Here is a 15,920-nt window from a genome sequence, read left to right as displayed (position 1 = left end):
AGTCATTGCTTCACATGGTTTTTAGCTTTTAGCCCAGTAAAACAAAGGTTCGGATGCTAACAATAATATTGTCAGAAATCAAAGGTGGGGAAAAATAATTTTATTATTAAAATTATTTATTTTGATATTGATTGGTTTATTTATTAAGTGTAATAATACCGCTTCTTTTTCTGGTGATATATAAATCATTAGTATCTTTAGGGTGATGGGTTCAACCTAAAGTAAAAAAGTACTTCTAAGGGACGGGAAGAAAATGAATTTGTGTTTGTCTGTGATGAGTTATCACAGGTTTACCTCTGGCGTGGAAGAAAAGAAATTTCTTTCTACTGATTCAGGGGAGTCTGTAATTACTATTGGCCGAGCTAGCCAATGCTCATGGTGTCTGCTAGACCCCGAGCGTGTTATCTCAAGTCGCCATGCTCGAATTGAATCGAATAATGGTCAGTTTTGGCTTTACGATACGTCTACCAATGGCGTATTTGTAAACCGCTCGGTTGAGCCATTAGCTAAAGATACGCCTTATCAGTTAAACGATGGTGATGTGTTAGCTATTGGTGACTACGAGATTGAAGTGGCTATCTCCGCGCAGGCCCAGCCTGTTAGTGTTGCTGCTCCTGCAGCGGTTAGCTCTGCACCCGTTCAACCGGTGGCAGAAGACTTTGGTGTATTGGCTGAACCAGAGCCGGTAGCAGTTGCGGCAACCAGCTTAGATTCTAGGTTAAATGCCAATCTAGATGATGCGTTTGCACTGCCAAAAACCTTAACCAATGACGAGCAATCTAGCATTCCAGAAGATTGGAATGCCCTATTCTCTAGTCCTGCTACGGTGTCTCAACCGGCGCCCCAAAACAGTCAGCCTGCAGAACAACCAGCGCCTACAGCAGCGGTAGTGAGTGCTCCTGCACCGTCCCCAGCAGTACCTCATGTTCCTGTTGCTCAAGAGCCAGTTGCCCCTCGAGTTGATGAAGGGCTTACCTTCGCAACCTCGCAACATACTGCTCAGCATTCAAATCACGTGGCGCCAGCAGTTAGTGCGCCAACTCAGCAAAATCAGGCTAAACCAACGGCAACAGTTGCTGATGAACACGCCCATCTCACTGCTTTTTTAGAAGGCATGGGAATATCTGCTGAGCTTGTTTCTCAAGATAATCCGGTACGCTGGTGGCACCAACTAGGCGTGATTACTCGCGACTCTTTGGATGGCATCATGAATACCTTGCATAACCGTGCTGCCTTTAAAGAAAACAGTCGAATCAATCAAACGACTTTCAGAAGGAATGAAAACAACCCGCTTAAGTTTTCTACTAATGCCGAAGATGCCATTCATAACTTATTACAACGCAAAACTGCTGGTTTTCTGCCTCCAGAGCGAGCGGTTAAAGAAGCGTTTATTGATTTAGAGCGCCATGAATACGCCCTGTTATCGGGGATTGAAGGTGCGGTTGCTGGAGTGATGCAACTGCTTGACCCTAAATCGATAGAATCCAAAGATCAACATGCTAAAGGAATTGCCAAGGTGTATTCGGCAATTGAAAAGCATAAGAGTTGGAACCGTTACTGTTCAATTTACAGTGATTTGGAAAATGAGTTTAGCCGAAACAGCAACGCTTTCTATATGGAAGACTTTGCCAAGGCTTATGAATCAAGCTTAAAAAGCATAGAGCAAAAGGGATAACGATGAGCAACATAGGGAAGTTAGTACTTAGTGTATTACTAAGTGTTTCAATGTTTGGCTGTACCGTAGCCAATTACGTAGTAGAACCATATTCAAAACTACAGTTTCATGTCGACGAAGGGGTTAATCCAGACATTACTGGGCGTGCTTCGCCGGTCGTAGTGAAAGTCTTTGAATTATCGTCTCGCACCTTATTCGATAGCCAAGATTTCTTTGCTTTGTACGACGATGCATCGCAAGTGCTTGGTCCTGACCTAATCAATCGCACCGAGTTCGAATTTGAACCAGGTAGCCAGTTTGAATACAAACTGTCGTTATCGCCGGGCGTTCGTTATGCCGGTGTATTAGTTGCTTATCGAGATATCGATACCGCCAGCTGGCGTGAAGTAGTAACTATTGACCCTACCAACTACAAAACCTTCGACGTTCATGTGGGTGAACTCGCCGTATTTGTTGGCAATCCATAAAGCAGTATCACGGGATTAAAACATGAGTGACTTTTGTCGTGTCGCCTGGAGCGAGGGGATGTTTTTGCGTCCGCAACACTTTCAGCAGCAAGAACGCAGTTTGAATTTTCAGTTGCAGCAAAATCTATTACAGCAATCGAGTTATTACTGGGGTGTGAGCGAACTCAATTTTGACCGTGCTCTATTAAGTAATGGCAAGTTTGGTTTATCTACTCTAAAGGCTTGTTTACAAGACGGCGCGGCAATTATTAGCCCTACTCGAGACCCTATTCCAGAGCCTCTTTCTTTAGATAGCAGCATTAGAGACCAATTGGTGTTTATTGCTCTTCCTACTGAAAAGTCGAACGGTTTGAACGTATCAGCCCAAGGCCGCAGTGTTACTCGTTATCGCTTTGTTGATCACGAGGTGGTTGATACCAACATTGGTAATGACGCAGTTGAAGTATTGCAATTAGCCCAAGCGGGTTTTGAACTGAAGCTGGAAAGTGACAACTTATCGGGTTACGACACATTGGCGATAGCCAAAATCATCGAAGTGTCGGAAGAAGGTCAAGTTAGCCTCGATGAAAAGTTTATTCCCGCGTCATTAAACGCTCAGGCTAACCCGGTACTAAAACAACAGTTAACAGAAGTTCACGGTATGTTGCGCCAACGCGCCGAAGCCTTGGCTGCTCGTATTGGCGCTGGCCAAGGCAGTGCCAGCTCAATCGCAGATTTTTTAATGCTGCAATTGCTCAACCGTTACGACGCGGTGCTTGCACATATATTGGCGACCAACGGTTTGCATCCGGAGCGCTTATATCAAGAGCTAGCAGGTCTTGCTGGTGAGTTGGCGACGTTCTCTAGTAAAGAAAAACGCGCCCCGCAATTACCTGGTTACCAACATGATGAGTTAACCCGCGTATTCGGTGACGTGATGGTGGTATTGAACCAATTCATGAGCATGGTACTAGAACAAACAGCGGTACAAATTGCCTTAGATGAAACCAACTACGGGATTCGTATTGCGCAGGTACAAGATAAAGGCTTGCTAGAGCGTGCAGAGTTTGTACTTGCGGTTAACGCCAACATTAGCCCAGACGAGTTGCGTAAACGCTTCCCGTCACAGGTGAAAATTGGCCCTGTTGAGCACATTCGAGACTTGGTTAATAACCAGCTCCCGGGCATTTCTGCGATTGGTTTGCCCGTAGCGCCACGCCAAATCCCATACCACGCTGGTTTTCACTATTTCAAATTGGATAAAAGCAACGATTACTGGTCGCGCCTTAGCGCCAGTGGTGGTGTCGCCATCCACCTTTCGGGGAACTACCCCGAGCTTGAAATGCAAATTTGGGCGATTAGCCAGTAATCAACGTTCCAAGGATGAATATAGATGTCTGAAGCTACAGTGATGAAGCCTCGACCAGGAAGCCGCGGTGGTAATAAGCCAGTGAGCGACCTTGGTAAAATTGCCGCAAATGCTGCTGAAGCAGAGTGTACCGTGGTTATCACCCCCTCTAAAAACAAAGAGCGTGGTGTACAACTACCAAAGTTTGGTGATAACCCTCTGATTGACGAGGCCAGCGCGCTATTGTCAATGGTAGGCCAGATTCGCTGTACTTCTAAACATGGCGATATCGCGTCATTACGCCAAGTGTGTATCGACAAGATTCGTGATTACGAAGCTAATCTTAGGCATCAACAAATAAGCCCCGAGATTATTGATGCTGCCCGTTATTGTGTGTGCTGTTTCATTGATGAAACCGTACTCAATACCAACTGGGGTGGCCAATCTGTTTGGGCGAGTGACAGCTTATTATCTACGTTTCATTCGCAAACCTCAGGTGGGGAGCATTTCTTCACCTTGCTAGATGAAAACCTAATTTCTCCGCACGCTAAAACCCAATTGTTAGAGCTGCAGTATCTCAGTTTGTCGCTAGGGTTTGTTGGTAAAATGCGTTTAGAAGAACGCGGCCAAGAGAGGCTAGAAGAGTACCGCCAGCAAGCATTTGACCGTTTGCAGTCTATCCATGGCGAAGCTGATATTGATTTGTCTCCACAAAGCCAAGCGAGTGTGAGTATTGGTAATGAAGCCAACGGTGGTTTACCACTGTGGGTGATAGCGGCAATTTTTGGTGTGGTGTTGTTATCTATTTATATGAGCTGCAGCTATTTCATTAATAGCTATTCAAATCAGGTGTTTAACCAAATCAATACCTTAGCTCGCTGGGAAAGCACGTCAACAACAACCGTTGCGGTAGACGACCAACAAATTCTTATGCTGCAGCAACGCCTGCAAACAGAGGTGGATCGCCAATTACTCGAAATTGCTCCGCTGAGTGATCGTGTTCGAATCACTATTAATTCTAGCGAGTTATTTAGTGCAGGCAGCGCCGAAGTTAAATCGTCAATTGTGCCAGTACTGCAAAAGCTGTCTCGGGCATTAGAGTCCACGACCGGGCGAGTACTTATTACCGGCCACACCGACAACCAACCTATTTTTACTAGCCGCTATCCCTCTAACTGGCACTTGTCATTGGCGCGCGCGACTTCAGTCGCCAACACCATGTCGATAGGTACCTTGTTACAAGGCAGGTTATGGCCAGAAGGCCGAGGAGATTCTGATCCACGTGCTAGCAATAACACTGAATCGGAACGTGCTTTGAACCGTCGTGTAGAGATTGATTTGCTTTACTAAGCAAGGCTAAAGGATTGAAAAATGTTTAACAGTTTGTTTTTTCAACGCTTAATTCAAATGTTGAAGTCTAAATGGGCAATTACCTTACTAGGGTTTCTTGCCGTAGCCTTTCTCATCTGGTTTGGTGGCCCGTTAATCGCGATTGCTGGTTCAGAGCCTTTAGGTAGTGCTGCTGCGCGTTGGTTCACTATTATTACCTTGGCCTTAATCTGTATTATTTATCAGTTTTGGCAGCACATACAAAGCACTAAGCAAAACCAACAAGCGGTTCAGTCTTTACTCGATGGTGAAGATGAGCATGGTGACGATGAAGAAAGCCGCCGTGAAGTAGAAACTTTGCGTGAGCGAGTGGTAACGGCTTTAGATGTATTAAAAAATTCGAGTTTAGCCAAAGGCCAAGGCGTTTATCAATTGCCTTGGTACATCATGATTGGCCCTCCTGGTACCGGTAAAACCACCGCGCTACAAAATTCAGGCTTAGAGTTTCCGCTTAAAGACAAGCTAGGTGACGATCCTTTAGCTGGGGTAGGTGGTACTCGCCATTGTGATTGGTGGTTCACCAATAAAGCAGTATTGATTGATACCGCCGGGCGCTACACCACGCAAGACAGTAACAGTGCTAAAGACTCCCGTGCTTGGTTGGGCTTTTTAGGACTACTTAAAAAATATCGTACTAAGCGGCCGATTAACGGTGCCATTGTTACGGTGAGTTTGGCTAGCCTGTTACAACAAACTCGCACCGAGCGTAACTTGCATGCGCGCGCTATTAAACAGCGTATTCAAGAGCTTAAAAATCAGTTAGGCATGCAGTTCCCAGTTTACGTGGTACTAACTAAGGCTGACTTAATCGCTGGTTTTAGCGAATTCTTTGCTGACTTAAACGCCAATGAGCGAGAGCAAATTTGGGGTATTACGTTCCCACTTATTGCTGAAAACCAAGATACTGGCGTAGTGGGATTGTTCAACCGTGAGTTCCACGGTTTACTTAAACGTATTCAAACCCGCTTAAATGTTCGCCTGCAGCAAGAGCGCGACATTGATAAACGTACCTTGATGTACGAATTTCCTAAGCAAATGCATTTATTGCAATCAAGCATCGATGATTTCTTAAAAGAGATTTTCTCACCCAATGCCTTTGAAGAAGCGCCAATGCTGCGTGGTTTATACATTGCCAGTGCCACCCAAGAAGGTAAGCCGATTGACCGAGTGATGGCTGAAACGTCTAACGGTTTGGGCTTAGGCCAAGTGCCTCTGAAGCAACAGGGCGGTGAGACCAAAGGTTACTTTATTAAACGCCTGCTTGAAGACGTAATTTTCCCCGAGAAGTTTGTTGGTTCGGTTAATCGCCATCACCAGAAACATTCAATGTGGACCCGTCGTATTGTGGCGGGTGGTTGTGCTTTTACCCTGCTGACTTGTAGTGTTCTTTGGTACAACAGTTATAGCTGGAACAAACAATTAGTTGATCACAGTGAAACGGCTGTTAGCCAATACAAAGACATTGTAAAACCCGGCCTAAGTACTGATACCGACGTGATTACCTTGGTACAAGCGCTTAATGCTTTACGCGATTTACCAGCGGGTTTTAGTGAAAAACTGATTGATCAAGACGTTCACCGCATGGGTTTATACCAAGGTGAAAAAATTGGTCAGCCTGCGCAAATGGCTTATCAACGTGCCTTGCAAGGCTTCTTTGCTTCTTACTTAACAGATGCCTTAACCACCGAGTTGGCCGAAAACGAAGAATACCTCGAGTATTTATACGAATCGCTTAAAACTTATTTGATGATTTACGATGCCGAACATCGTGAAATTGAGCAAATCTATAGCTGGTTTGAAATCTACTACGAGCGTCACTTGCCTGGTGAAATTAACACTGGGCTTCGCCAAGATTTAATGGCTCATACCCGCAACTTGTTTGCTGATGGCGTGAACATTATTCCGGTAAATCAAAACGCAATTGCCCAAGCGCGTAGCGTATTAACGCGTATGCCTTTGGCCGAGCGTGCTTATCAACGATTACGCATTGAGTTTTTGTCTAGCCACGTAGCCGACTTTAGGTTGAGTGACGTATTTGGCCGCCAAGGTCGCCAAGTATTTATTCGAAACAGTGGCGAGCCCCTGCACGAAGGTATTCCTGGTTTATATACCTACAGTGGCTTCCACGGCTTATTCCGCATTGAAAACAACCGCATCGTTAAACGCCTAATGGAAGACAGTTGGGTATACGGCGACAGCTTGTCAATTGATGAAGCGACTCGCGATGAAGTCGTTAAAGCGGTGAGTGAACGCTACTTCCGGGATTATGTTTATGTTTGGGAGCAATTGTTAGATGACGTTCAGTTGCGCCCATATTCTTCGGCTAAAGAAGGTGCAGAACTGGCTAAAAACTTAACTGGTTCAGAGCGTCCCTTACAAAGCTTCATTATGGCGGTGCAAAAAGAGCTTCGCTTAACCGATATCGCAGTGAGCGATAACGCAAAAATGGCTGGTGAAGTTGCCGGAAACGTTACAGATGTTGCCTTAAAGAGCCAAAAGGCACGTTTAAATCGTTTCTTGCCTAACGATATGTCTAAGGCCAAAATTTCGTTGCCTGGCTCTGAAGTAGAAGCCGAATTTGAAGACTTGTTAAGCATTAATGAAGCTGATCTGGAAGGCATGCACGTTTCAATGCTGCAGCTACGTGATTACTTAGAAGTACTGTCAGAATCAAATAACAAACGCGCTTATACCAGCTTAATGGATGACAACAGTCAATCAGCGGTGACTAGTGCGCTGCGTCGTTCGCGTAAAGACTTACCCGCGCCGTTCTCGAATATGATGGGTGAGCTATCTAGCCAAACTTCATCATTGGCTAAACGCGGTGCACAAGTGCATGTAAACGCAATCTGGAAAGACAGTGTTTACAAAGAATACCGCGCCGCGATTCGTGGCAAATACCCATTCAATAGTAAAGCGGGTGAAGAGGTTCGTCTAAAAGACTTTGGTCGCTTCTTTGGTTACGGCGGCACCATGGATACCTTCTTTGAGCGCTACTTAAAATCATCGGTTGATACCAGTAAGCGTAATTGGAAACTGGAGCGTTCGGTAGGCATAGACCCTGCGTCATTAAAAGTATTCCAACAAGCACGCCGTATTCGCGACGTATTTTTTGAGCCTGGCTCGCAAACACCAAGGGTTGAGTTTGGCTTGAAGCCACTTTACTTAGATGGCCACATTAATAACTTCCGGGTTGAGTTAGGCGAGCAAGAGTTGGTGTATCGCCATGGCCCGCAGCGAACCTCGCACTTTATTTGGCCAACTGACTCAAGCCGTAGTACCCGCTTAGCCTTTGTACCACCTAAATCTGGTCACTCTATTTCTGAAACTTACCCAGGTCATTGGGGCTTGTTCAGAATGCTAGATGGTTTAGCTATGCAGCGTCCAGAAAGCCGTAAAGACAACGTTTTAGACATTGAATTTAAAGGTAATAAAGTGCAATTAGAGTTGATACCAACTACTGCGATGCACCCATTCTGGTCTAGAGATTTAGCGAGGTTCTCATGCCCAGTAACGCTATAAACGGATTTGGTTACTTTGGTAAGGTCCCGGCTCGCGGGGACTTTATTCAGAGTCATTTACCTAGCGATTTTGTCGCTGGCTGGAGCGAGTGGCTACAAGCTGTTATCGCAGTGAGCCGAGAGCAGTTAGGTGAACAATGGTTAGACCGTTATCTCACCAGCCCGATTTGGCATTTTGCTCTATCGCCAGGTGTATGTGGCGAGTCGGCCATGGCTGGCACGTTAATGCCAAGCGTAGATCAAGTGGGCCGGCATTTTTACTTCACCATGGCTAAACCTATTAGCCAGCCGCCAGTGAACGCTTGGCAGCAACGTGAGTGGAGTGAACTAAGTGAACAAAAAGTACTGAAGCTATTAGATGATGATACTGATGTAGTTCGCTGGGCAGAAAGCGTGGCAGACGTAGATTGGTTAGATGCTATCAAACCCGCTAATCGTTTAGTTAATCATGCCAAGCAAAGCCAGCAGTTAGTGTTGGAGAGCGAGCAGTTTATTAGCCCCGAGCACCTATTACATCAGCAATTACGCAAGCGCTTAGAGCGTTACTGCATATGGTGGACTGCCGGTTCAGAGTTTGTTCCAGAATGTAGTTTGGTGACCGAAAGCTTACCTCTTGTCAGTCAATTTTCAGCCATGTTAGATGGCCAATGGGAGCAATGGGGATGGTAGCTAGTTCAAGCTTGATGGATGGCTTTTTTGTGAGTTTTGCCCAAACCCATCCGGGCAAGGTAAGACCTTACAACGAAGACGCTGTGCTAGACATGCGAGAAGAAGGTGTTTGGGTCGTTGCCGACGGTATGGGCGGTCATGCGGCAGGTGATGTTGCCAGCCAAATGGTGATTGATGCGGTGAAGCAGTGCGTAGAGCAAACCCCTGCGGCGAGCTTAAGTATTGACTGCTTACGTAAAGCATTTCTACAAGCCAACCAACAAATTATAAATTACTCGCAGCAAAACTTAGACGGTAAAACCGCTGGTAGTACTGCCGTATTACTGCATGTGCGCGATGGTTTTTATCACTGCTTATGGGTGGGCGATAGCCGTATTTACCTCATGCGTCACAACCATTTACAGCGTAAAACCCGTGACCATAGCCAAGTGATGGACATGGTAGAGCAAGGCTTAATTGCCGAATCAGAAGCGGAAGACCATCCCTTGTCTAACGTGATTACCCGCGCCATTGGTGTGAGTGATGAACTGACTGTTGACCAAAACTCTGGGCAGTTGCTACCGGGTGACCAATTTTTGTTGTGTTCCGACGGACTGACTAAAGAGCTGAACGATAGCGATTTAGCAATGTGCATGCAGGCAAAAAGTGTCTCTGATATTGGTTTAGCGCTGATGCATTCAGCGTTAGTGAAAGGCGCTAGCGATAACGTTACCTGTGTATTGGTAAAAGTAAGCCAAAGTGACGCAGATACCGAAGACGAACACTGTGACGACACGGTGCCGGTATTTTTTAATCGTCGCGCAGCGGTAAGGACTTAACAGCATGTTTCTAGAATTGACCGATATCGATTTTGAACAACTGGCTCAGCCGCTTTCAGATGAACAACCTTGTGGCGAAGATCCGCGTTTAGATGCTTCGCCTATGTCTACTTATTTCACGCTTAAAGATGTGCGCAACACTGCCCGTGCTGCCGAGCGTAATGCGTTGGTGGATAACGAACCGCTACTGAGCTTTGCTAACGAATGGGACCCGATCGTTAATCAAGTTCCTGAGGTATTAGTAGAAAACTGCAAAGACCTAGAGCTGGCGGCTTGGCTTATTGAAGGTTTAGTGCGCCGTAAAGGTTTTAAAGGCCTACGCCAAGGCTTTGATATAGCTCGAACATTGATTGAAAACCACTGGGATAATTTATATCCAAGCCCCGATGAAGACGGTGTTGTGACCCGAGTGGCTCCACTTGTGGGGCTAAATGGCTACGACGGTGAAGGCACTTTATTAATGCCCATCGCCTGTGTGCCGCTGACTGATTTAATTGACGTACAGCCCTACTCTTTATGGGAATTTGAGCAAGCTAGTGAAGTGGAGCGCTTAGAAGAGAAGAAGCGAACTCAACGTCATAACTCCGGTGCAGTGCGCTTAGAAGATATTACCAATACGGTAAAAGCCACTTCGGGTGCATTTTTTGTTGATTTGCTGCAAGACATTGAACTGGCCAGCGAAGCTTACAAAAAGCTATCAGCCGCTATGGATGAAGCGGTGGGCGAACCCCAACCTAGCTCACACATCATAAAGCGTTTAACCGATTGTATAGAAGCCGTGCGTTATTTAGCGGCAGACAAATTGTCGGCCGCAGAAGCGCAGGCTTCCATAGAAGAAATATTAGAAGAATCTGATAAACAGCCAAGCGACGCGGAAGCGGTTGCCGGGCCAAGTAATCAATTAAGGAATCGTGCAGACGCGATTCAGCAACTAGGCAAAATTGCCGAATTTTTTAAAGAAACCGAGCCTCACTCGCCAATGGCTTATGCCATTGAACAGGTGGTGCGTTGGAGTGGAATGAACTTGCCAGATCTATTGCAAGAGTTGATTTCCGACAACGATGCTCGTACGGGTTACTTCCGATTAACTGGTATTTCATCGGAATCACAGGACTAACGTGGTGCTTAGCGCTCTACGTGTTAATCAATAACAAGGAGATTGATATGGACAGTATCCACGGCAAGTTGTCTCGGGTACGCAAACCGAGAGTTCACATCACTTATGATGTAGAAACTGAAGGTGCTGCAGTTAAAAAGGAATTGCCTTTTGTAGTAGGCGTAATGGGTGATTTTGCAGGCGATAATACCGCTGCACTAAAACCATTAAAAGACCGTCGTTTTATTCAAATCGACCGTGACAACTTTGATGATGTGCTTAAGCGCATGAATCCAAAGCTTGAGTTTCGTGTTGATAACAAGCTAGCCGATGATGACTCACAAATGTCAGTGTCGCTTGAATTTAGCTCGATGAAAGATTTCGACCCTGCTGCGGTAGTAAACCAAGTTGAACCATTACGTAAGTTAATGGATACCCGTAACAAGTTACGCGACTTGATGACTAAGGTTGACCGCTCGGAAGATCTAGAAAACATCTTGGAAGAAGTATTAAACAATACGGATTCTCTGCAGAAGCTAAAAGGCGAGTTAGATAAAGAGCCTAGTGCGGAGGGCACAGAATGAGCGTAGAAAGCCAAACTGCCCTAGACCCAAGTGTTGAGGAAGCCCAAGGTTCAATCTTGGAGCAAGCTATCGGCGCAACTAAGCAAACGGATAGCTCGCGTTCAGCAGAGCTGATCCGCACGCTAGCCGATGAAGCACTTAAAGGAACTGTAAGCTGGAATAAAAACCTTACGGTGACTTTTAGAGAAGCTATTGCCGGTATCGATGAACTGATTTCTACACAGCTAGCTGAAGTTATGCACCATGAAAGCTTCCAAAAATTGGAAGGTTCTTGGCGTGGCCTTAACTACTTGGTCATGAATTCAGAAACCAGCCAAACACTTAAAATTCGCGTACTAAGCATGAGCAAGAAAGAATTGCACAAAGACTTAAGTAAAGCGGTTGAGTTTGACCAGAGCCAAATCTTTAAAAAGGTTTATGAGTCTGAGTTTGGTACGCCAGGTGGCGAACCTTATGGCGCATTGGTAGGTGATTACGAATTTACTAATCACCCAGAAGATATTGAGTCACTAAGCTTAATGTCTAATGTAGCTGCTGCTGGTTTTGCACCGTTCTTATCTGCGTCTTCACCAGCATTGTTTGGTTTTGATAACTGGACAGAGCTAACCAAGCCGCGTGATTTAGAGAAAGTGTTTGAATCTCTTGAGTACACTAAATGGCGTTCGTTCCGTGAAAGTGAAGATTCACGTTTTGTTACCTTAGCAATGCCTCGAGTATTGGCGCGTTTACCTTATGGTGAATCAACCACGCCAATTGAAGAGTTCAACTACGAAGAATTCCAAGTTGATCCTAAAACTGGCATGTCTAAAACCACTGAGCATGACGAATACTGTTGGATGAATGCTTCTTACGTACTAGGTGTACGTATGACAGAAGCCTTTGCCAAATACGGTTTCTGTACTGCAATTCGTGGGGCAGAAGGTGGTGGTAAAGTTGAAAACTTACCATCGCACTTGTTTGTGTCTGACGATGGTGACCCAGATCTTAAGTGTCCTACCGAAATTGGTATTACCGATCGTCGCGAAGCTGAACTAAGCAAACTAGGCTTCTTACCGCTTTGTCACTACAAAAATACTGACTACGCAGTGTTCTTTGGTTCGCAAACTTGTCAGAAACCTAAGAAGTATGACAACCCAGATGCAACGGCTAACGCAGCCATCTCGTCTCGTCTACCTTATATGATGGCTACTTCTCGTTTTGCTCATTACCTAAAAGTAATGGCGCGCGACAAGATTGGTAGCTTTATGGAAGCTGAAGACGTAGAAACTTGGTTAAACCGTTGGATCTTAACCTTTGTTAATGCTTCTGAGGGTGGTGGCCAAGAGATTCGTGCTAAGTACCCACTGGCTGATGCAAAAGTGCAAGTGAAAGAAATTCCTGGTGCCCCTGGTTCGTACAACGCGGTTGCGTGGTTACGTCCATGGTTACAAATGGAAGAGCTAACTACTTCATTGCGCTTAGTTGCAAAAATTCCAGAAATTGGTGGCTAAATAGATGGCGGGTCGCAAGGCCCGCTAATTTCTTATGACGATGACTCAAACTTTACCACCACTGAGTTTTGTGGACAGCCAAAGCCTGCATCAAGTTGAGACTGATACTCAACATGTTGATGTGGATTGGTGTGCCCAGAGCCAAGTGGTAGATAAGTTTTTAGCGGCAGAAGACGCCTACTTAGCGCTACGTATATGGTTAGAACGTGATAACCAGCAATACAACACCGCTTGGACAGCTGAAACCTTAAGGCCGATATTGCTGCGCGCCATTCGCGATATTGATGAACGCTTAAACGATCAAGTGAATGCGATTATTCATCATGATCGCTTTCAGCAGTTAGAAGCAAGTTGGCGCGGGGTTAAGTACCTCACCGACAACGCGGGAACTCAAGATCATAGCTTAGTAACCAAGGTTAAGCTGATCAGCATTAACTGGCGTGAGTTGTGTAGAGACGTATCTCGCGCGATTGAGTTTGACCAAAGTGAACTGTTCAAACTTATCTATACCAATGAATTCAATATGCCGGGTGGTGAGCCTTTCGGCATGATAGTGGGTGATTACGCCATCAGCCATAAAGCCAAGCCGGGCATGCCTACCAATGACATTGAAGCGCTCCGTGCGATTAGTCATGCCGCTGCGGCAGCTTTTGCACCTTTTGTTACGGGGGCCGCTCCCTCAATGTTTGGGGTGGATTTCTTTAGCGAGTTGGCGTCGGTCAGCGATATCAGTGCGCAGTTTTCTCAAGCCGAATACCTTAACTGGCGCAAATTACGCAGCCAAGAAGACTCACGCTTTTTGGGCATTACCGCACCCAATATTTTAATGCGCGAACCTTACCAGCAAGATGGTCGTCGCCAAGAAGGCTTCATGTTTGTAGAGCAAGTAAACGATGCCGAAGGTGATTACTTGTGGGGCAATGCAGCCTATGGCGTTGCCACTGTTGCTTTGCGAGCGTTTAAAGAATCCGGTTGGTTTAGCCAAATACGTGGCTTGCAACCAGGCCAATACAAACATGGTTTGCTGTTTGATTTGCCTAGCTCGCGTTTTAAGTTGTCTCGGCATATTCGAACAGCCAAACCCTCGGTAAATTTACAAGTCGGCGACCGTTTAGAAAAACAGTTATCTGACAGTGGTTTTATTCCGGTCTCTACCGTGCCGCATACCGAACATTTGGTGTTGTATAGCAATGCCTCAGTAAATTTACCGAAACATTACGACAGCTTGTCGGTAACGGTGAATGCGCGTTTATCGTCAATGCTGCAATACGTTATGTGTGTTTCACGCTTTGCTCATTATTTAAAAGTGATGGGGCGTGATCGGGTGGGCTCTTTTGAAAATGCCGATTCGATAGAACGCGACTTACAATCTTGGTTGCGCACTTACACCACCGCATCCGATGAAGCCTCTGATGAAATTAGAGCGCGCTACCCCTTAAACGAAGCCAATATTCAAGTGAAGGAACAATCCGGCAAGCCGGGCCATTACTACTCGATTATTCATTTACGTCCGCACTTTCAGCTAGACCAAATGATCTCAAGTATTCGCCTGATAACCGAGTTATCTCCAAGCTATAAACAAGCAGGATAAACAGATGCAACAACAAATTAAGCAGTTGATTCAAGTAGGACAATTAAGCGAAGCGATTGCCGCTACCATCGCGCATTTAAAGGTTAAACCTAAAGATTTAGAAGCGCGCAGCAGCTTTATTGAGTTGTTATGTATCGACGGTCAGCTAGAGAGAGCAGATCAGCAGTTAGATTTGCTAGTAAAGCAGCACCCAGAATGTGTACCAGGCGCGCTTAATATGCGTCAAATCGTGCACGCTGCACAATCTCGAGTAGATTTTGCCAACGGCGGCGATACCGCCACATTAACCAGTGGTGCTAAACAAAGCCTTACTCCTTTGGTAGAGCTGCGTTTAGCCTTGTTGAATCAAGATAAACCAGAGCTTGAAAGAACGGCTCAGCAATTGGAAGCCCTGCGCGAGAACGCGCCGCTAGATATCAATGAAAAAAGCTGCGAGGAGTTGCGCGATATAGATGACAGCTTAGCGGGTTACCTAGAAGCCTTTGGTTCTAATGGTTTGTATTACTTGGTGCCGTTCTCTGAAGTGACGTGGTTAAAACTATTGCCTGCCAATAACTTGTTTGAGCACATTTGGCGTCGTGCAGAAATCGACATTAAAGACGGCCCAACCGGCGAAGTATTTATCCCAATGACCTACCTAGCCAGCGAAACTGATGCTGAGAAACTAGGCCGTGAGACCGATTGGCAGCCACTGCTAGAGAGTGAGTTTTACCAAGGCCGTGGCCAAAAGCTATGGCTGGTTAATGATGGCGCACTAACTTTATCGCAGCTGGAATCATTTACTGAAGCCAAACAAGTTGAGACCGCCGAATAATGAGCGCAGTTCAACCGGCCTTACAACTCTCATTGCTTGATCGATTGAGTAATACCTTGGATGAGGATATCAACTCAACCAATGTGTATTCCAATTATGGGCGTCAGGCATATCGACGCAGCATTCGTCGAGATTTGGAAGCCTTGTTGAACGCCAAATTGCATTGGCATACCTGGCCTGAATGGTACGGCGAGTTGGATCTTTCTTTGTTTAGCTATGGCTTGCCAGATTTTTCATCAATGCCTTTAAGTAGCCAAGATGGTCGCGACAAGTTGTGCCAAATTGTTGAGCAAACCATTCGCAAATTTGAGCCTCGTTTTATCGATTTGTCGGTGACCACAGTGAGTGAAGAGCAACCCTTAGACAGGGTAATGCGATTACGGATCCATGCCTTATGCCATGCCGATCCCGAGCCTGAAGAAATGACCTTTGATTCAGAAGTAGAGCCCCTAAGTCTTGGCATCAAGATAGTTGAGTAG

At 45.7% G+C, this 15,920-nt stretch carries 13 protein-coding genes; all 13 read left to right on the top strand.

Annotation, left to right across the window (positions count from 1 at the left end; translation table 11 throughout):
* Positions 1–253 precede the first annotated feature (253 nt).
* The 13 genes from tagH to tssE are packed head-to-tail and all read left to right on the top strand — an operon-like array spanning position 254 to position 15,920.
* A complete protein-coding gene (tagH, locus tag Q4592_RS15315; RefSeq protein ID WP_303514682.1) occupies positions 254–1,675 on the top strand; it encodes a type VI secretion system-associated FHA domain protein TagH in 1,422 nt (473 codons plus the stop codon).
* A gap of 2 nt (positions 1,676–1,677) precedes the next feature.
* Positions 1,678–2,142: a type VI secretion system lipoprotein TssJ gene (tssJ, locus tag Q4592_RS15310; RefSeq protein WP_137672489.1), complete on the top strand. Its 465-nt coding sequence runs from the start codon at positions 1,678–1,680 to the stop codon at positions 2,140–2,142.
* Between the two features lie 22 nt (positions 2,143–2,164).
* Positions 2,165–3,490: a type VI secretion system baseplate subunit TssK gene (gene tssK / locus Q4592_RS15305; protein WP_137672488.1), complete on the top strand. Its 1,326-nt coding sequence runs from the start codon at positions 2,165–2,167 to the stop codon at positions 3,488–3,490.
* Between the two features lie 24 nt (positions 3,491–3,514).
* Positions 3,515–4,819, top strand: a complete 1,305-nt coding sequence (gene tssL / locus Q4592_RS15300) for a type VI secretion system protein TssL, long form (RefSeq protein ID WP_303514680.1) — start codon at positions 3,515–3,517, stop codon at positions 4,817–4,819.
* A gap of 21 nt (positions 4,820–4,840) precedes the next feature.
* The gene (tssM, locus tag Q4592_RS15295; protein WP_303514678.1) at positions 4,841–8,380 is read left to right on the top strand and encodes a type VI secretion system membrane subunit TssM; all 3,540 of its coding nucleotides are present in this window, start codon (positions 4,841–4,843) and stop codon (positions 8,378–8,380) included.
* Positions 8,362–9,048, top strand: coding sequence for a type VI secretion system-associated protein TagF (tagF, locus tag Q4592_RS15290; RefSeq protein WP_303514676.1), 687 nt, complete (start codon positions 8,362–8,364; stop codon positions 9,046–9,048). The genes tssM and tagF overlap by 19 nt, the downstream gene beginning before the upstream one ends.
* Positions 9,042–9,866 carry a PP2C family serine/threonine-protein phosphatase gene (locus Q4592_RS15285; RefSeq protein ID WP_303514674.1) on the top strand — a complete coding sequence of 275 codons (825 nt, stop codon included), beginning with the start codon at positions 9,042–9,044 and terminating at the stop codon, positions 9,864–9,866. The genes tagF and Q4592_RS15285 overlap by 7 nt, the downstream gene beginning before the upstream one ends.
* A 4-nt stretch (positions 9,867–9,870) precedes the next feature.
* On the top strand, positions 9,871–10,983 hold the full coding sequence (gene tssA, locus Q4592_RS15280; RefSeq protein ID WP_303514671.1) for a type VI secretion system protein TssA: 1,113 nt from the start codon (positions 9,871–9,873) through the stop codon (positions 10,981–10,983).
* Between the two features lie 47 nt (positions 10,984–11,030).
* On the top strand, positions 11,031–11,546 hold the full coding sequence (tssB, locus tag Q4592_RS15275) for a type VI secretion system contractile sheath small subunit (RefSeq protein ID WP_137672483.1): 516 nt from the start codon (positions 11,031–11,033) through the stop codon (positions 11,544–11,546).
* Positions 11,543–13,036 (top strand): type VI secretion system contractile sheath large subunit, encoded by a 1,494-nt coding sequence (tssC, locus tag Q4592_RS15270; protein WP_137672482.1) that lies wholly within the window; start codon positions 11,543–11,545, stop codon positions 13,034–13,036. Before tssB ends, tssC (Q4592_RS15270) begins: the two co-directional genes overlap by 4 nt.
* Before the next feature lie 34 nt (positions 13,037–13,070).
* Entirely contained in the window at positions 13,071–14,627 is a 1,557-nt protein-coding gene (tssC, locus tag Q4592_RS15265) for a type VI secretion system contractile sheath large subunit (RefSeq protein ID WP_303514668.1), read from the top strand.
* A gap of 4 nt (positions 14,628–14,631) precedes the next feature.
* Positions 14,632–15,441, top strand: a complete 810-nt coding sequence (locus tag Q4592_RS15260; protein WP_303514666.1) for a type VI secretion system accessory protein TagJ — start codon at positions 14,632–14,634, stop codon at positions 15,439–15,441.
* Positions 15,441–15,920 carry a type VI secretion system baseplate subunit TssE gene (tssE, locus tag Q4592_RS15255; protein ID WP_137672479.1) on the top strand — a complete coding sequence of 160 codons (480 nt, stop codon included), beginning with the start codon at positions 15,441–15,443 and terminating at the stop codon, positions 15,918–15,920. The genes Q4592_RS15260 and tssE overlap by 1 nt, the downstream gene beginning before the upstream one ends.

This window comes from Agarivorans sp. 1_MG-2023 (assembly GCF_030548385.1).
In the GTDB taxonomy this organism is placed as follows: Bacteria; Pseudomonadota; Gammaproteobacteria; order Enterobacterales; family Celerinatantimonadaceae; genus Agarivorans.
This window is presented reverse-complemented; position numbering and strand designations above follow the sequence as displayed.